The organism is Algoriphagus halophilus, assembly GCF_900129785.1.
GTDB lineage: Bacteria > Bacteroidota > Bacteroidia > Cytophagales > Cyclobacteriaceae > Algoriphagus > Algoriphagus halophilus.
In genome coordinates this window covers 1076941-1094837 of sequence record NZ_FSRC01000001.1, presented here as the reverse complement: position 1 = coordinate 1094837, position 17897 = coordinate 1076941, and the positions used below count along the sequence as shown (strand labels likewise).

13 protein-coding genes and 1 tRNA gene are annotated in these 17897 nt (G+C 40.1%); 6 read left to right on the top strand and 8 right to left on the bottom strand.

All coding sequences use genetic code 11. The features are described from left to right. Position 1: 1 nt before the first annotated feature. The 5 genes from BUR11_RS04665 to BUR11_RS04645 form a co-directional block, all read right to left on the bottom strand. Positions 2-835: a sialate O-acetylesterase gene (locus BUR11_RS04665; RefSeq protein ID WP_074223639.1), complete on the bottom strand. Its 834-nt coding sequence runs from the start codon at positions 833-835 to the stop codon at positions 2-4. A gap of 24 nt (positions 836-859) precedes the next feature. Next, positions 860-3310: a glycoside hydrolase family 95 protein gene (locus BUR11_RS04660; RefSeq protein WP_074223638.1), complete on the bottom strand. Its 2451-nt coding sequence runs from the start codon at positions 3308-3310 to the stop codon at positions 860-862. A gap of 73 nt (positions 3311-3383) precedes the next feature. Then, a complete protein-coding gene (locus BUR11_RS04655; protein WP_200800381.1) occupies positions 3384-5021 on the bottom strand; it encodes a glycoside hydrolase family protein in 1638 nt (545 codons plus the stop codon). A gap of 24 nt (positions 5022-5045) precedes the next feature. Continuing rightward, a complete protein-coding gene (locus tag BUR11_RS04650; RefSeq protein WP_074225115.1) occupies positions 5046-6056 on the bottom strand; it encodes a zinc-binding alcohol dehydrogenase family protein in 1011 nt (336 codons plus the stop codon). Between the two features lie 10 nt (positions 6057-6066). Then, on the bottom strand, positions 6067-7098 hold the full coding sequence (locus BUR11_RS04645; protein ID WP_074223636.1) for an aldo/keto reductase: 1032 nt from the start codon (positions 7096-7098) through the stop codon (positions 6067-6069). Positions 7099-7275: 177 nt separating this feature from the next. Here BUR11_RS04645 and BUR11_RS04640 point away from each other — a divergent pair, with 177 nt between their 5' ends. Next, positions 7276-8304, top strand: coding sequence for a LacI family DNA-binding transcriptional regulator (locus BUR11_RS04640; protein ID WP_074223635.1), 1029 nt, complete (start codon positions 7276-7278; stop codon positions 8302-8304). A gap of 209 nt (positions 8305-8513) precedes the next feature. Next, entirely contained in the window at positions 8514-8660 is a 147-nt protein-coding gene (locus BUR11_RS21080) for a lmo0937 family membrane protein (RefSeq protein WP_143185839.1), read from the top strand. Between the two features lie 83 nt (positions 8661-8743). Here the strand turns inward: BUR11_RS21080 and BUR11_RS04635 are convergent, their stop codons facing one another. The 3 genes from BUR11_RS04635 to BUR11_RS04625 all read right to left on the bottom strand — a co-directional run bounded on the left by BUR11_RS04635 (position 8744) and on the right by BUR11_RS04625 (position 13076). Further along, a complete protein-coding gene (locus BUR11_RS04635; protein WP_317045223.1) occupies positions 8744-11077 on the bottom strand; it encodes an outer membrane beta-barrel family protein in 2334 nt (777 codons plus the stop codon). Between the two features lie 66 nt (positions 11078-11143). Beyond that, positions 11144-12403: a sensor histidine kinase gene (locus BUR11_RS04630; RefSeq protein WP_074223633.1), complete on the bottom strand. Its 1260-nt coding sequence runs from the start codon at positions 12401-12403 to the stop codon at positions 11144-11146. Continuing rightward, the gene (locus BUR11_RS04625; protein ID WP_074223632.1) at positions 12393-13076 is read right to left on the bottom strand and encodes a response regulator transcription factor; all 684 of its coding nucleotides are present in this window, start codon (positions 13074-13076) and stop codon (positions 12393-12395) included. Before BUR11_RS04625 ends, BUR11_RS04630 begins: the two co-directional genes overlap by 11 nt. A 238-nt stretch (positions 13077-13314) precedes the next feature. Between BUR11_RS04625 and BUR11_RS04615 the strand changes: the two genes are divergently transcribed. From BUR11_RS04615 to BUR11_RS04600, 4 genes are all read left to right on the top strand, one after another. Continuing rightward, positions 13315-13388, top strand: a tRNA-Pro gene (locus BUR11_RS04615). 141 nt (positions 13389-13529) lie between these two features. Beyond that, a complete protein-coding gene (locus tag BUR11_RS04610; RefSeq protein ID WP_074223630.1) occupies positions 13530-14699 on the top strand; it encodes a PQQ-dependent sugar dehydrogenase in 1170 nt (389 codons plus the stop codon). 264 nt (positions 14700-14963) lie between these two features. Continuing rightward, the gene (locus BUR11_RS04605) at positions 14964-15989 is read left to right on the top strand and encodes a transporter substrate-binding domain-containing protein (protein ID WP_234982097.1); all 1026 of its coding nucleotides are present in this window, start codon (positions 14964-14966) and stop codon (positions 15987-15989) included. A 217-nt stretch (positions 15990-16206) separates the two neighbouring features. After that, entirely contained in the window at positions 16207-17628 is a 1422-nt protein-coding gene (locus tag BUR11_RS04600) for an alanine/glycine:cation symporter family protein (protein ID WP_074223629.1), read from the top strand. Positions 17629-17897 lie beyond the last annotated feature (269 nt).

The following is a 17897-nucleotide window of genomic DNA, read 5'->3' as shown; positions in this document are numbered from 1 at the left end:
ATTAATTATTACTCTTTAAAAGCTCAGTCATCTTCTCACCATATCGCGAACCCAGTAATCGGTAACCAGCTGCTGAAAAATGCAATCCATCTTTGATCGCCTCACAATCCTGGGAAGAAATCACATAAGCATTCGGGATGACTTCAGGCAAGGTGCCTATGATCGGATTCATGCTAGCGCATTTTCCTCCCTCTTCAGCACTGACCAGTTCACCTGCCAATAGTGGGACCGAATTGGGTTCCAAACTTAAATCTGCCAATAAATTCGCATAGACCCCTGCGACCTTGGTAGGCCAGGTTTGATCTCCTGTATTGGATTCACCCTGATGCAGCAGGATCCCTTTGATGACCCCAGTTTCCTGGGCCAATTTCCCCAATTCAACCAACCTTTGATAGGGATTCCCATCGTATTGGGCGATCATTCCTTTCATCCAATCCGGTGCTGTAGCCGTATAGGTTTTATAATTATCTTTATCAAACAATTCGATTTTACAGCCTCCAACTGAGACATTGATAATTCCGACCCGAATGCTATCGGGTAAATTTTCCACTAAAGTTCTCCCAAAGTAATCTCCAGGTGTAATTCCTGTATTACACCTACTCAAAGGTGGAATGGCTGGATACCATTTTCCTTTTTCTCGGCCCAGATCGGGGCAATCCACTGCTTGTAACAATTGAAAACGGGGATTTGATACTGTATCCTGTGGTTCGAACCGGGCATTTCCTTCCATGTTGGACTGACCAAAACTCAGAAAAATGTAAAAATTCGGGTCTTGGGCAAAGCTTTGGTTACCGATAAAACAAAGTACCAAGACAATTAAAGCTCTTGAAAACATGGGGTATAGATTTAAGGGGTTCATTCAATTCATCATCAATACGTAGGTTTTTCCAGCTTCCGTGGCTAGATCATAAGAATAGCCAGGATTCAATTGAGGTTTTTCCAAATTAGCTTGATCAGAAATCACCGGAGCTGGAGTCTCTTCTACGAAGTAAAAAGGATTGGAATTTTCTCCTTTTGCCGGATTCAAAACTCCCTCTTTCACATTCAAGGAATTGGGAACTCGCAAACGGAGGTTTCCACCCAAATCAGATCTCACGGTCACCGTTTGTATTTTCCCATCCTTCCATTCCATGTCCACAATTTCAAAACCTCCTCTTGCTTTGATTCCAGAAATACTACCTTCAGGCCAGGCATCTGGAAGTGCGGGCAGCAAATGAACCTCACCATTGGCACTTTGTACCAACATCTCTGTGATCCCAGAAGTACAGCCAAAATTCCCATCAATCTGAAAAGGTGGATGTGCATCAAAAAGGTTGTTATAAGAACCTCCACCTTCTCTGGTGCCCTTCACAGGAGATAGTTGGTTTTGGATCAATGTATAGGCATGATTCCCATCTAAGGCTCTGGCCCACCAGTTTACTTTCCAACCCATACTCCAACCTGTAGAGACATCTCCTCTATGAATCAGGGTAGTTTTGGAAGCCTGGTACAATTCAGGAGTTCGGAATGGAGATATCTGATTGGATGGGAAGAATCCATACAAATGGGAGATATGGCGATGGTGGTCATTAGGATCATCAATGTCCTCCAGCCATTCCTGAAGCTGGCCATGCTGCCCGATATGCATTGGAGGAAGTTGCTTTCTCAACCGCTTCAAGGTATCCTGAAATGAGGCATCTTTATCCAAAATTTTTGCAGCTTGAATCGCCGTGCTAAAGACGTCAAAAACAATTTGATTATCCATGGTAGTGCCTGCATCCAAAGAAGACCCTCCATGAGCTTGGGGGGCATTTTCCGGTGAGGTTCCTGGATTGATGACCAACCAACCGTTTCGAGGATCTTTCACCAAAAAGTCTGCATAAAACAGTGCAGCTCCCTTTAAGACCGGATAAATAGATGACAAAAATTCTTGATCACCGGTATACAGGTAATGTTCCCAAAGGTGCTGGCTGGTCCAACCTCCACCTCCATTCCAAATACCCCAAAATATGGCATCCACAGGCCCCGTAATTCTCCAAATATCTGTGTTATGATGAGCCATCCAACCTCTTGCTCCATACATCACCTTGGCAGTTTCCTGTCCAGTTTCTGCCATTTCCTGAACCATTTTTAGGAAGGGCTCATGCAATTCCGAAAGATTGGTTTTTTCCGCAGGCCAATAATTCATCTGCGCATTGATATTGATGGTATACTTGCTGTCCCAAGGCGGCATCATCTCTTTGTTCCAAATTCCTTGGAGATTGGCGGGTTGTCCACCAGGTTGGGAAGAAGAGATCAATAAGTATCTGCCATATTGGTAATACAGTGTTACCAACTGGGGATCGTTGGTATTTCTAAAATTCTTTAAACGTTCGTCAGTAGGTAGCTTTGAAGCCCCTGAGTCACCCAAATCCAACTTTACCCGATTAAAATAATGCTGATAGGCCTCCCGCTGATCTTTCTGGATCGCTTCAAAACTCCTAGAAAAAGCTTTTTCCATATAGCCATTCGCTCTCTCATGTTCATCCCCTGAGAGGTCATCATATCGAATAAAATTGGAAGCAATGGAAATGTAAATCGTAGCCTCATCGGCATCCTTCACAACCAAAGCTGTATCCGTTTGGCTAAACGTACCACCTTTTGTTTGGATTTTAGCGATCCCCTCAAAATTGACTTTACCCGGTACTCCCTCATGATCTGAGGTTGTTCCAATCAGTACTAATTCATTCGAAGCATTGGTCTTAACTCCAGATTTTTGATGCGGACTCGAAAATGTTGCGCTAAATGAAATCATACCCGGTTTATTGGCGCTTAACTTCACCGCAATAATCCGATCAGGAATCGAAGCTATGGCCTCCCGGGTGTAAGTCACCCCTTTGACAGTGTAGCTGATTTTCGCAACCGCATGGGCAATATCTAACTCACGGTAATAATCCTCAAATTCTACATGATCTGCCATGGATATTTCTAGATTTCCCACAGGCTGAAACATCTGCCCGTTAGATTTCTTGGTCTGGATCATTTTGGAAGCTAGCTGCTCCGCCTCTTTCTGTTTTCCCTCAAAAATCAATTCCCGGATCTCAGGAAGGGCATCCAAAGCATCAGGATTGTCATTTCTATTGGGGCTTCCCGACCAAACTGTATGCTCATTAAGTTGGAGGATTTCAGTGTCCACATTGCCATATACCATGGCACCCAGCCTTCCATTCCCAATAGGCAAGGCATCTGTCCACACTTTTCCAGCTGGCTGCTTGTACCATAGCTTCATCTCTTGCTGAGAAAATGCTTGCAAGGAAATGAATAGTAAAACGTAAAAAATCAAATGTCTCATAAGAGTAGGTTTTGGGTTTGAAGTTGATGTATTAGAAGAACTTTTGCTTTTAACTCATTGAATTTACTGATACTTATAATTCACCTTCCAGCATTTCCATTTCACCATTAGAAGGTAGAATGGTAAGTTTATAGGTCAAATCGGAGCCTAGAGGGATCAATTGATCATAGGGAAGTTCTATCCGGATTCCTTCAAATGGATCTAAGGAATGAACCTTCCCTTCTGAGGTAAAAGCACTTTTTCCGTCCTCAAAAACCTCTACAATCACTTTTGCTTTTTTGGATTTTATTTGGCCAAAATTCTCAACTTTCACCCTTACAATTCCTTTTTCTTTATCAATTTCAGGCTTTCTTGCCGAAAGGATTTCGGGATTGTAATTCACCCAAGGTAGTCTAGAAAAGCCGAACACCATGTCTCCGTTATTGTCCTTCCCGATCATCTTTCCAGCAAAATTATCCTCTTTGAATCCATTGCCTTTTCCCTCAAAAGAAATTTCCAAGTCATCCCCTTTAGCTTGAGAACTGAGCACCTTTGCTCCTCTTCCAAAATTGACTTCTTCAGATGCCCCAAAGCGAAGGGAGGCCAAATCCAAGTCTTGTTGAGGGTTAAAACCCGGTTCAGCCTTCACCAATACTTTGATAGATTTTGTCTTAGGAGTGATGGCTTTTTTATTCAACAATTCCAGTTGCATTCCTGCCTTCAATGGAATCCCAATATTCTTGGAACTATGCCTATCATTGGGCTTATCTTCATTTTTCAAAGTGTCTATCACCGCAAAGTTGGCTTGTACTGCTCTTCCCAATTCATCCTGAAAAATCTTGATTCGCTCATATTTAAACCAGTCTTCAATGGTCCCGTCTTCATAAGTGGTAATTCCAGGCATGTAGGCCTCTCCTGGATCTGTTTTCCAATGAACCCCATCTTTCGAACGCTGGTAAAAAGCTATTCTTCCCAACCAATCATTTACAATCAAATGATACTGAACATGGTCTTTCCAGATAACAGGATCTTCGAATCTACCGTCAACTGGAGGATAAACTCGCTCATTGGAAACCTGATTGAAGGTACTTACTCCATCTTTACTGAACCAAACTCCTCCTCCACGACAGACCATGAGATAGGAACCATCTTCACGACGAGCAAAAGTTAGATTGGAAAGCCCTTCGATGATTGGTCGGTCTCTCTGGTCAAAATCAAATTTGCTGTATTCCCAAGGACCGTCAAGAGATTCAGACACATAATATCCGTCGATCACATAGACCACAAAGTGTCCGTCCGCAGTTCGATAGATTTCTGGGTTATGCCCCTTTCCAACTTCTCCAATAACTTTAAATGGCCCCATTGAGTGACCGGATACCGCATGTACCACGATCGATCTAGGCCATTCATGATGTCCTTTGGGTGAGTCTTCCCTCCAGCGACAAACGAATAAATGAAATTGACCATCTTCCCCTTTTAGAATGTTGCCACCCCAGTAGGACCATTCATTATCTTCAATTCCATTGTCCACATACCGAGGTTTCACCGTAGCAGTGCCCCAAGTATCAGCAGTCAATTTTCCAATTGGTGGAATTGGTTGAAAAAGATCAATAAACTTAGCTCCTGGCACTAAGTTGTTCCACTCGGCAGGTCGTGGCCTTTCTTCAATTTGAGCAAAACTAACCTGAGTGAAAATAAGGAGAGCAGCAAAGAATACAATAATTTTACGCACTTGAATCGGGTTCATTTGGGATATTTATATTGCTACCATGGCTTTGATAACTCCTGTTTTGGGGTCCAGCCATGATTCAAAATTGGACTTCACCCCCTCAAAATTGACTCGATGGGTGATGTAATTTTTTACATTGATGTTTCCACTTGCCAAAGCTTCCAACACCTGCTCAAAATCAGCTTTGGTAGCATTTCGACTGCTCATGAGTGTAGATTCTCTTTTATGAAAATCTGGATGAAAAAATGCTATTTCTCCTTTTTGCAAACCTACCAACACATAGGTCCCTCCATGAGCCATGTATTGAAAACCCTGATGAATTGCTGTAGAATTACCCGTCGCATCAATCACTACATCACAGAAATCCCCATTGGTCAATTCTTCAATTTCCCTTTTTGTTTGCTCACTGGCTTTCAGGGTATGCGCGATGTTCAATATGTTTTTACAGAAATCAAGTCGTTGTTCATTGATGTCTAAAGCAATGACTTCTCCTCCCGCGATTTTCGCAAATTCCATCACCCCTAATCCGATGGGGCCGGCTCCTATGACCAGAACCCGATCTCCGGGTTTCACTCCTGCTCTTCTTACACCATGGGCACCGATGGCAAACGGCTCTGCCATCGCCAGCTGATCCAACTGAAGTCCTTCCCTTTTGATCAAAGTGGAAATGGGCACAGACACATATTCTCTCATCCCCCCATCTTCATGAACTCCAAAAACACTGATTTTTTGACAACAATTGGTTTTTCCCTTTCGGCAGGCCACACAAGTTCCACAACTGAAATAAGGCATAATAGTCACCAGATCTCCTATTTGAAATTCGCTATTAGACTCAATTTCAAAGACTTCACCAGCTAATTCATGGCCCAATGTCCTTGGATAAGAAAAATAAGGTTGCGTTCCTTCAAATGCGTGCAGATCTGTTCCACAGATCCCGATACGCTTGATTTTGATAATTGCATTCCCTTGGGAAAGGATTGGTTTTTGGGTATCCTTATATTCAAATTCCCCTGGAGTTTTACAGGATAATTCTTTCATCATCTTTTAATTAAATGGAGATTTCCGAATCTCTTTTTATCAATTGTTTTTCCTTTAGTTCCTTCCAAAAACCCGATTCAATAGGAGTTTGGCAATAGGCTGCATTCTTTTGAATACGTTTTGTAGAAGTCGAGTTCAGGGCCAATGCAGATACTCCTGGAAAACGTAAGCCAAACTGTATACAAGCATGTGCTGGATCAATGCCCCAAGATGTGCAGAGCTCAAAAAAACTAGACCTCCACTGATGTTGCTTCTGAAATGCTGGATTATCTGAACCGGCAAACTCGTAATCAAAATAGTCTCCTCCTACCAAAAACCCAGAGTGAAATACTGCTGAATTGATAATTCCTACCCCATCATATTTCATTTGCTCCATAAAATGCAATAATTCAGATGGGTGACTATAGATCGTCATGCTATTGGCGATCATCACCCAGTCCAACTCGACTTGCTCATAGATTTCCCGGATCACTTCCCAGCTTTTAGACCCTACCCCAATGGCCTTCACTTTCCCAGCTTTTTTCAAATCAGCCAAGGCTCGATAAGCCTCTAAAATATCCTGAAACCGTATTTTATAATCAGCATCAGATACCGCTTGAGCCAAATATTCATCCGGATCATGCACGGAAACCAATTGAGATTTATATCCCCCCAAAAGTGTATTCCCCTCCTCAAAACAGTTCAGAATACCTTGATAACTGATATCCTGTACCGCGTCATATTCCAAATTCTTCCAAACATCTTTTTCAAAGGTTGGCTCAGCTCCCTTCAAAGGAACCCTCCTCCACCCCAATTTATTGCTGATGACCACTTGATCTTTGGGCACATTTACCTCATTTAAAGCCTTACCTAATGACTCCAAGGCTAACCCTGCTCCATATTTTCCAGCAGAGTCAAAGACCGTAAGACCTGGGAAACAATCCAGGGCAGTTTTCACCAATTCCAGTTTATCCGAAAAGGAACTGGACTGGTAAAGATTTCCCAGTGAACTGGTGCCAATTACCATAGATGGGACTTCAAGTCCTGTTTTCCCTAATTGCATCCTAATTCAAAGAAGGTTTTCTTGTAAAGACTTACAAGCATGAAATTCAATTTTCAATACAATATCAGAAATCCATTTAAGAGTTTTGTGGTCAAACGTTTGCCCAACTCTTCATACTCATGATGCATGAGTTGGATTGACTCTTTTTTGCTATTTTAGACGGATTTTAAGCCCGAAATGAAAAAGAAAAGAGTAAGTATTACCGACATAGCCAAAGCTTTGAACGTGACCCCGTCTACAGTATCAAGAGCATTGAATGGAGGGGGAAAGGTAAGCGAAAAGAAAAAGCAGCAAATTCAGGCTTTAGCGAAAGAACTGGGATACAGACCAAATCCTATTGCGAGGAGTCTGGTCGAAAACAAAACCCAAACCATCGGCTTGATTATCCCTGAATTCACGCATCATTTTTATAGTAGGGTTTTGGCAGGAATAGAAAGTGTCACCTCAAAAGCGGGATACCAATTATTGATCTGCACTTCTAACGAGAAAAAGAGGCAGGAAATCAAATCCTTTCAAACCTTATTGGATGCCCGGGTGGATGGAATTTTGGCTACGGTTTGCAAGAAAAACGATGAATTTGGTCATTTACAGGAAGTGTTGGAGAGTGAAACACCGCTTGTTTTGATGGATAGGATCTGTGAAGAAATTGAGACTTCCTATGTAATTTCAGATGATTTTGAAGGAGCATTTCAAGCAGTGGACTTTCTTCTACAAACCGGTTGTACCCAAATCATCCATATCAAAGGTCCAAAAGTGCTTTCTACTTCTTTTAATCGATTCATGGGCTACAAAGAGGCTTTAAGGAAACACCAGATACCCTATAATGAGGAGTTGATTTTCGAAGGAAATGATCCTGAATTGCCTGAAAAGATCAGGACATATATAAAAACGAATCCCGTAGATGGGGTTTTCGCCTACAGTGATTATTTGGCTTTTGAAGCTGTCAATGTTCTAAGGAATGAGGGCATTTCCATCCCAGACAAGGTTGCTATTGTAGGTTATGCCGATGAGCCTATTTCTACCTATGTGACTCCCCAATTGACCAGCGTCAACCAACGACCTTTTGATATGGGATCTATTGCAGCTGGTTTTTTATTGAATCAAATTCAGGACCCTAATTCTCCGCTTGAATTCAAAAGCCTCAAAACTGAATTAGTAACCAGATCCTCTACCAAAAAAAACCAACTTGCTAGGTCTTGGGAATAAAGGATAAGGATCAAAAAATATTGGAAATCAGAACAGAAGCCCACTTAAAATGTTGACCCTAAGCACCTTTTTTCGGGAACATTTTTCCCCAACATTACATCAATATCCTATATAAACCCTTCTTTTTAGGACTTCTAAGGCCATTTTTGCTTTGGCATTTGGATTGGACTTCGTTTAAAAAAATTAGTAGAAACTAAACCACCAACACCATGAGTTCTTTATTATATCTGATAGCGGTAATCCTATTAATCGGTTGGATATTAGGCGTATTTATTTATAGCGTTTCCGGACTGATTCACATTTTATTAGTCTTGGCTGTAATAGCCATCCTATTCAGGTTAATAGGTGGTCGCTAATTGGTTTTAAGCAACCTATTAAAAGAAAAAGGCAGAGAATCTCTGCCTTTTTCTTTCGTTCATAAAACCCAACATTGTTACCTCTAAAAATTAAATCTTGCAGATAGTAAATAGATCTGCGTTTCTCTTTTGGAATAAAACTCCTGTGAAAAAGCATTGGTTAGCGTATTGCCCGCAAATCTTCTCGTGTCAAAAATATCCCGAGCACTAAACGTCAAGCTTCCCTTACCATCCAAGAATGATTTTTGTAAACTTCCGTCAAAGTAGTATTGTGCCAAATCTCTTCCTTGTGCTTCAATCTCAGGAGATTCATAATTGCCGACCAACTGAAAGTTAATCCCTAAAGGAAGTTTAAAGTCTTGAGTCAATTTAACATTCCAGGAAAATCCTGAATTTGTAAATTCCTCTCCGATATTAGAGCCATCTACAGCAATTTGAAAAAGTGTCAAACCTCCATTTACAGCATACCAATTAGTAATCTCATTGGTGGTAATCAATTCTACACCATAGGATTGTGAAGAAAGTAAATTATCAGGCTGTGAGTAAGATATCCCATCTTCAATGATGGTGATGAAATCTATTTGGCCATTCACTTTACGATAAAACAGATTAGTGGTAAAGCTGGATTTTTCGAAATTAGCCAAATGTCCTAATTCGAAAGAATTAATCATTTCAGGATCTAATTCCGGATTACCCCTTCTAACATTCAAACTATCAGTGATATCCGGAAAAGGATTCAATCTCCATGCTCTTGGCCTATCAATTCTTCTACTGTAGGTGACTTTTAAGGCATGCTGGTCATTCAAGTTATAAAGGGCCTGCACACTTGGAAACAGGTTAAAATAAGACTGTTTGTTGGTCTCATTAGTGTTCTCCAGGTACGTATCCACTTTGGTAAATTCCCCTCTTAAGCCAACTGCATATTCAAACTTGGGATTGGTTTTGGAATAAACCATATAACCCGCATGAATTTGATCTTTGTAAATAAATCGGTTACTAATTGCTGGATCTAAAACAAAGTCCTGGCTCGCCTCCTGAAATCTCAGGTATTGATAATCATTATCAAATTTACGTAGGGTAGACTTCAAACCAGTCTCAAATTTCCCGGATTCAAATGGCCTAATATAATCTGCCTGAAACACAGAAATATTTCTAACCTCATCCGTAAATGCCCGCTCCTGTCCAGTTAAATTCCCAGGATCAGGATTCAAACTATTATTGAAGATTTCAATGTTTTGTGTTTTGTATTGATTTCGATACGAATGGCTAGCAGAGGCGCGCAACAAATGTCCCTTTTCTTTAAATGAGTGTTCAAAAATCAAGGCATTATCCAACCCATCATCCGTTTCATTCTCAGAATTTCGTCGGACATAATTGAACTCCTTGCCTCCTCTCACTTGCTCCGCGAACAACGTATTGGTCTGCCAGTTCTCACTGGCTTGAAACACTCCTTCGTAACTCAACACATTGTTACCAAAGTAATAGTCGGCTCCATAGTTCAGGTTATGCCCGATATCATGGTCCGTATTATTTGTATTCTGAATTAGCGACTCATCATCTTCAAAAAGAAAACGAGTGGATTCTCGCGTCCCTATACTTTTCCAATTGCGGTAATTATATCCAGCATAGGTATTCCATTTCAGGCTTCTATGACTAATTCTGGCTCCCAGATTTGTCCTGTTTCTAGTTCCGTACGTAGCTTCTACTCCTCCATGTGTTCCCAACTCAATTCCTTTTTTCAATACAATATCAATTACACCTGCCTCAGCTTCAGCATCATATCGAGCATTTGGGTTATTGATTATTTTGATTTCCTCTACCGCGCTGGCGGGTAATTGATCTAAGTTTTGGGTAAGAGAGGAATTTCTTCCATTGATCAGGATATTGGTACCTGAACTTCCACGTAAAGAAATGGCCCCATCTTCACTTACAGAAATAGAAGGAGTATTCCTTAGCACATCCAATAAGGTACCTCCAGTATTGGCCAAGTTGTTATCGGGAGTGATGGTCAGCCCCTCCATGGTGGTCCGAACAGGCATTTTTGAAGTTTCTACAACTACTTCCTCCAAATTTTGGTTTTCACTTTTCAATTCAAGTGTACCTAAATCTTCAGTGCCTGAGACTATTACATTCGGGATATTCAAATCAGAATACCCTAAGAAGAACGCTTTAAACGCATATTCTCCGGGATTTACTTGAAGTGAAAACCTTCCACTTTCATCTGTATCTCCAAAGGATTCAGGTGATGTGGAATCTTGAGAACCAAAAAGAGCTACCTGAACAAAAGGCAAAGGCTTTTTGGATTCAGAATCTACCAATACCCCTGTCACCCTTGAATCTTGTCCAAAGGAACCATGTACTATACATGCAAAGCACAGGATAAAAAACAGGAAAAAATAGGAATTTACTCTCATCATTAAATCAGTTGGTTTTTAAGTTTGATAGAAATTTACCAACTGATTCTGAATCAAATTTGAAGTTGATTAACGAAAGCTGATTTTTGCACTGTGTAAATTCCCTTCAGATGAATACTGAAAATTCAACCCATAAGATTTACAAATTTGGGATACGATTGCCAATCCCAAACCAATAGAATCCGACTTGTCACTCTCCTTTTCAAATCGTTTCAAAAGAACTTCAGGGTCTTTCTTCAAAGGAGAACCAGAATTTTCCACCCATAAATAATCTGAATTGAGTTGAATTTTAATCCAGCCTTGTGCTTGATTGTGCTTGACAGCATTGCTAATTAGATTTTGAATCATTACATCAGCGGTAAATGGATGTATCACTACAGTAACTTCAGGATCAATTGATTGTTCAAGTTGCAATCCATTTCCCTCAATCAGTTCTTCAGTTAGTTCTATGTTTTTTAGCAAAACATCCGAAAAATTGATTGCCTGGGGAGATTCAAATTCATTATTTTCCAATTTGGCCAGTAGGCTCAAGGATTTAACTATTCGTTGAATCCGTTCGTTGTTTTGGTAGGCGGAATGAATCAATTCCGATTGTTTTTCTGTCATTCCCTCATTCATTAAATGTTCGAGTTTCCCTCGGATTACAGTGGTTGGAGTTTGAATTTCATGGGAAATATTTTCTGAGTATTCCTTAATTTGTCTATAGTCCTTCAACAACTTATTGGACATGCGCATCAAAAATTCATTAAGCTGATCAAATTCCTTAATGTTACTTTTCTCAAATACAAAGGGCTCGTTCGCTGCAAAATTGAAGTTTTGGATTTTCTTCAAGGACTTTTGAAAAGGGAGTAAAATCCGGTTGGAAATCCCCCTTAAAAAGAATACAATGAATGCAAGCTGCAATAGAAACACTACTCCCATAGTAAATACCACGGTTTCAGTAATATCATCTGTTTCTACTACAATGTTGAAATAGGAAATCCTATAATGCTCTCCTCCGATTTTATAGGATTTACTAGCCTTCAGCTGCTTTACTTTTCTATCACTGGATTCGTGATAGGCTAAGGTATCCCTCAAATACAGTTCTTCAACAGGTCTCTCAAATGGAATCATATCAATCTCCAATTGGTCCGTGATCAGACTTTGATAGGGGTTCCCTCTTCTAATCTGATCCGCTACTGAATCCACCTGTCGGTCTAATTCTCTCCCTGTTTCAAAATCAATCTCTGACTCGATTTTGAGGTAAATGAATAATCCACTGATCAGCAACCCTGCTAAGGTTAAGATCAGGTATAAAAAAGTAATAATGTTAATGAGCCTATATTGCATTTTCGTCAAATTTATACCCAATACCATAGACGGTTTTGAGGTAATCCTTCCCCCCTGCTTCTGTGAGTTTTTTCCTTATGTTTTTGATGTGTTGGTAAACAAAATCGAAGTTTGCCAAATTATCCGTGTAGTCTCCCCATAAATGCTGGGCGATGGCCTGTTTTCCTAGAACTCGATTTTTGTTGGTGATCAAGAAGATCAACAGATCAAATTCCTTCCTGGTCAAATCAAGTAATTTCTTGTTAACGTAGGCTTCCGATGTGGCATGATGGATTGAAATTTCATTAATTTCCAAAACATCGATCCCATCCAGTTTTGCCCTTCTATAAATGGCCTTCAGGCGAGCTAATAATTCAGACAAGTGAAACGGTTTCGCCAAATAGTCGTCTGCCCCTAGATCCAACCCAAGGATTTTGTCATCTAAAGAACCTTTTGCTGAAATGATCAAAACATTGGGAGTTTGCTTTGTTGATTTGATCAGTTTGAGTAATTGGAGTCCATCTCCATCGGGAAGCATAAGGTCCAGCAAAACACAATCATAACTGTAAGAAAGCAATTTATCTTCTGCATCAAATAAGGTACTAGCAGTTTCACAAAGAATCCCTTCTTGCTCTAAATACCTTACCACATTTTCGGCAAGTTCTGCATTGTCCTCGACCAATAAAATTTTCATAATTCAAATTCTTGAAACACTCTGAAGTAATTCTGAAGTTACACTTTAAATAAATGAAATACGGACCCATCCAATCTATTCATATCCAACCACTTACTCTAAATCCACTTTTTTACCCTAAAATTATCCGCCATTTTTTTCAATTTATTTGTTCTAGAAAATTGAAAAAAGGAATAATTCACTACATTTGCATCCGGTTCTGGGGGAAGAGTTTAAAAATTCTTTTTCCGAATGGAATCGGGGTGTAGCGTAGCCCGGTATCGCGCCTCGTTTGGGACGAGGAGGTCGTAGGTTCGAATCCTGCCACCCCGACTTAAGAAGCCAACATAGAAATGTGTTGGCTTTTTTTGTGCCCTACACTGAACCGTTCATTTTTTTAAAATTTGGTCGCTTAACCTATTTCATCTAACTTAAAAAGAGAAACTTAACAGTATCCCTTACTCTATTTTCCTAATGAAAAAATCTATCCAAACTTTTCTCCTTTTGACCTTATTTTTCCATGAGGCTTGTTCACAAAGCACCTCTTCCAATCCCTCTACCCCAACTGGAAATTTAGCCGTAGTAGAGGCCTTTCCGGGTCTTTCGTTCACTAGACCCGTGGATTTTCAAAATGCAGGAGACAATACCAATCGTGTGTTTGTAGTAGAGCAACGAGGAGTGATTTCAGTCTTCCAAAATGAATCAACTGTCACTTCCAAATCAACCTTTCTCGACATTGAAGCTCAGGTGGATGATTCTGGAAACGAGGAAGGCCTATTGGGCTTGGCATTCCACCCTAATTATTCCAGTAATGGCTACTTTTATGTGAATTATACTGCATCCAGCCCTAATAGAACAGTAATTTCCCGATTCTCTGTTTCTTCTGCAAACCCTAATCAAGCAGACCCAAGTAGCGAATTGGTGCTTTTGGAATTTGAACAACCCTATTCCAATCATAATGGAGGTCAAATCTCTTTTGGACCTGATGGCTTTTTGTATATAGCTGTAGGTGATGGAGGAAGTGGTGGTGACCCAAAAGGAAACGGACAAAATAGAAACACCTTACTTGGCACTATTTTAAGGATCGATGTAGATCAAACGAATGGAGCTGACAACTATGCTATTCCATCTGACAATCCTTTTATCAACAACAATCAAGGGTTCAGAGAAGAAATCTATGCCTATGGGCTACGAAACCCTTGGCGATTTAGCTTTGATTCGCAAAATGGCCAGCTTTGGGTGGGAGATGTAGGACAAAATAGATACGAAGAAATTGACCTCATCCAAAAAGGAGGAAATTATGGATGGAATACCATGGAAGGGTTTCATTGCTTTAATTCCTCAAATTGCAATCAAACGGGTTTGGAATTGCCCGTTTGGGAATATGACCGCTCCAAAGGTGACATTTCAGTAACGGGTGGCTATGTTTACAGAGGCCCAAGCATCCAAGAATTACAGGGTTTATATATCTATGCAGATTATGTCTCAGGTAGAATCTGGAGTTTGGATATCAGCAATCCATCCAGTCCCGTCAATACAGAACTTTTTGATACGGATTTTGCTATTTCTTCTTTTGGAGTGGACCAAAACCAAGAATTGTACATCTGTGGATTTGATGATAAGATTTACAAATTTAGCCACTAATGGAATAAACTTTCCCCCAAACAACCAGTAATACCTTCTGTTTTTTGATTTGGTTAAGATTTTTGGTATGATCAATTGATGGTTGAATGATCAAACTCTTCCTTCATTGTTAATCACCTGAGGGTCCAATCCATGCCTTTTCAGAAGGCATCACCTGGATCAAATCGAAATCTTCATAACTAAATTTTCATGTCGAGATCAACAAGTATTTACGTCCACACTATTTTTTTTCTTTTATTATTTTGCTTCCAAAGGCCCAATCTTTTGGCACAAACTGAGTCTTCTACCTCAGACACGTTATTGGTTGGAGTAGCAGGTAGCCAGCCTTTCGTTTTTCCGAGCAACTCCGATTCAGAAGGAATTGCGGTCGAGATTTGGGAGGAATTAGCTGCCAAAAAAAATTGGGTTTTTACTTACCAATACTTTGATCAAGTGGAACATGCACTTTCCGACCTTAGTCAAAACAAGGTGGATGTGGTAGTGGGCCCTATCAGCATTACCTCAACTAGACTGGAAAATATGCGGTTCTCCCAGCCATTTTACAATTCTAGTTTATCAATTGTATCCAGAAATGAAGAGCTCTCTTTTTGGAAAAAAATCGAACCGTTTTTTAGTCTTCAATTAGTAATAGCGGTTGGAATATTTTTGTTCATTTTAGCCATTGTAGGAACTCTGCTTTGGCTTGCTGAAAGAAAAAATTCTCCCGATCAATTTCCCAAAGAACCAGTAAATGGAATTGGAAACGGGATGTGGCTAGCTATCGTAACCATGAGCACGGTTGGATATGGGGACAAGGCTCCAGTCACCCTCTGGGGCAGGATAATTACCGGTACCTGGATTTTAACTTCTTTAATTTTTGCTACATCCATGGTCGCAGGAATTGCCAGCACATTGACCATTAATTCCATGGGAACATCCACCATTCTTCACATAGAAGAACTTTCCCAAAAAAAGGCAGGCACACTGATGAATTCCCCAGCTGTCAACTTTTTAAAAGAGAATAAAGCCAAAGCCGTGGAGTCAAGTTCGCTTCAGGAGGCCATGGATAAATTACTTGCGAAGGAGGTAGAAGCAGTTGTGTTTGATAGACCCCAACTTCTTTATTACACGAAACAAAATCACCCCGAAAACCTGTACATCGCTAAGGCAGAATATTTCAAACAAGGTTATGGATTTGCATTCCCTGTTGAGTCCGATTTGATTTATGAGGTCAATAGAGCCCTTCTCGAACTTTCCGAAAATCAAGAAATCGAAAAAATCATCAATGGGTATTTAGATAAAGACGAGTAGCTGAACAAAATTGAAATTTGCTAGCGAAAGAATTAAATAATCTTTTCAAAAAATAAGCTTTTTCCAATGCTACATACTTTTCAATGGCTTTCAATCATGAATTAAGCCCTTTTAAAACGATTCTTCTCAATTAATAGGGGAATTTTTGCTTTCTTCGGGTTTAAAATAAACCCAAGCAATCGAGAACTTTATAGATTTAGAAGTATACAAATAAAAAATGAAAGAAATTGTAGAAGCAATTAATGCTGTAGTATGGAGTGATGCCTTAATTTTATTATGTCTTGGGGCAGGGATCTATTTTTCATTTGTGACCAAATTCCTTCAAGTCACTTATTTCAAGGAAATGATACAACTCCTTTTCAAAGGTGAATCCTCTGAAAAAGGAGTTTCTTCTTTTCAGGCCTTTGCCATCGCGATATCAGGAAGAGTAGGAACTGGTAATATTGCAGGTGTAGCCACTGCCATCGCCATGGGTGGACCTGGCGCAATTTTCTGGATGTGGGTGATTGCTTTTCTTGGTGCGGCTTCTGCATTTGTGGAATCTACTCTTGGGCAGATTTATAAAGAAGTAGATAATGGGGAATATAGAGGTGGTCCTGCTTATTACATTGAAAAAGGATTAGGGTTAAAATGGTATGCCATGGTGTTTGCATTTGCAACCATCCTTGCTACTGCCCTATTTATGCCTGGAGTACAAAGTAATAGTATTGCCTTAAGTGTAGAAAATGCATTTGATATCCCTGTTTTATATACTGGAATCATTATCACTGCTTTCCTGGCCTTAATCATCCTTGGAGGAGTGAAAAGAATCAGTAAAGTGGCAGAAGTGGTTATTCCATTTATGGCCGCAGCCTATATTTTAATGGCGGTAGTAATCATCTTGATGAATATAGCTGAAGTACCTTCCATCTTTGCCCTGATCATCAAATCCGCACTGAACTTGGAAGCTGCCTTTTCTGGAGTTTTCGGGATGGCCATTGCATGGGGAGTAAAAAGAGGAATTTATTCCAATGAAGCAGGTCAAGGTACTGCACCGCATGCCGCCGCAGCTGCAGAGGTTTCGCATCCAGTGAAGCAAGGCTTGGTTCAATCATTTTCAGTTTATGTAGATACCATCTTCGTTTGTACTGCCACTGCTTTGATGATCTTGTTTACAGGCCAATACAATGTATTGAACCCTGAAGGTGGTTTCATTGTAGAAAATCTTCCTGGGGTCTCCTTTGGACCAGAATACACTCAGTTTGCCGTGGGAACTCACTTCCCTGCTTTAGGTAAAGGTTTCGTGGCTGTTTCCCTCCTGTTCTTTGCCTTTACCACCATCATGGCATATTACTATATTGCTGAAACTAACCTGAGCTATTTGATCAGAAAGTCCAATAACAAATGGGCTATTTGGGTACTTAGAGTAGCAATTCTTATCGCTACTTTTTATGGCTCTATCAAAACAGCTGCTCTGGCATGGACCATGGGTGACATCGGAGTTGGAATGATGGCTTGGCTCAACGTAATCGCAATCCTTCTACTGAGAAAACCAGCGATGAAAGCATTTAAAGACTACAAAAAGCAGAAAAAAGAGGGGAAAGATCCAGTCTTTATTGCCAAGGATGCGGGTATTGATAATGCTGATTTCTGGAAATAGTATTTAAACAGAGGTTGATGTAGAAAACATCAATTAGTAAAGCCTTATTTTAAGGTGACATACTCAAGAGCCGACAAGTTAATTGTCGGCTTTTTTATTTATTAAGGGAAATCTAAAAAGTAATTCAGTAACTCTATTTCATTTCATTTATCCTTACCTAAAGGTTAGACTTACATAGAAAATACTGTTCTCATTGGCAGCAGTTTTACAAGGTCCACATGATGCGCAATAAACCTAAAGGATTATATTTTTATCTTGAATACTAGAAA

Excerpts from the sequence above, each read along its gene's own strand:
- BUR11_RS04665 (WP_074223639.1), bottom strand. The coding sequence starts at position 835 with ATGTTTTCAAGAGCTTTAATTGTCTTGGTACTTTGTTTTATCGGTAAC.
- BUR11_RS04660 (WP_074223638.1), bottom strand. The coding sequence starts at position 3,310 with ATGAGACATTTGATTTTTTACGTTTTACTATTCATTTCCTTGCAAGCA.
- BUR11_RS04650 (WP_074225115.1), bottom strand. The coding sequence starts at position 6,056 with ATGAAAGAATTATCCTGTAAAACTCCAGGGGAATTTGAATATAAGGAT.
- BUR11_RS04645 (WP_074223636.1), bottom strand. The coding sequence starts at position 7,098 with ATGCAATTAGGGAAAACAGGACTTGAAGTCCCATCTATGGTAATTGGC.
- BUR11_RS04640 (WP_074223635.1), top strand. The coding sequence starts at position 7,276 with ATGAAAAAGAAAAGAGTAAGTATTACCGACATAGCCAAAGCTTTGAAC.
- BUR11_RS21080 (WP_143185839.1), top strand. The coding sequence starts at position 8,514 with ATGAGTTCTTTATTATATCTGATAGCGGTAATCCTATTAATCGGTTGG.
- BUR11_RS04635 (WP_317045223.1), bottom strand. The coding sequence starts at position 11,077 with ATGATGAGAGTAAATTCCTATTTTTTCCTGTTTTTTATCCTGTGCTTT.
- BUR11_RS04630 (WP_074223633.1), bottom strand. The coding sequence starts at position 12,403 with ATGCAATATAGGCTCATTAACATTATTACTTTTTTATACCTGATCTTA.
- BUR11_RS04625 (WP_074223632.1), bottom strand. The coding sequence starts at position 13,076 with ATGAAAATTTTATTGGTCGAGGACAATGCAGAACTTGCCGAAAATGTG.
- BUR11_RS04610 (WP_074223630.1), top strand. The coding sequence starts at position 13,530 with ATGAAAAAATCTATCCAAACTTTTCTCCTTTTGACCTTATTTTTCCAT.
- BUR11_RS04600 (WP_074223629.1), top strand. The coding sequence starts at position 16,207 with ATGAAAGAAATTGTAGAAGCAATTAATGCTGTAGTATGGAGTGATGCC.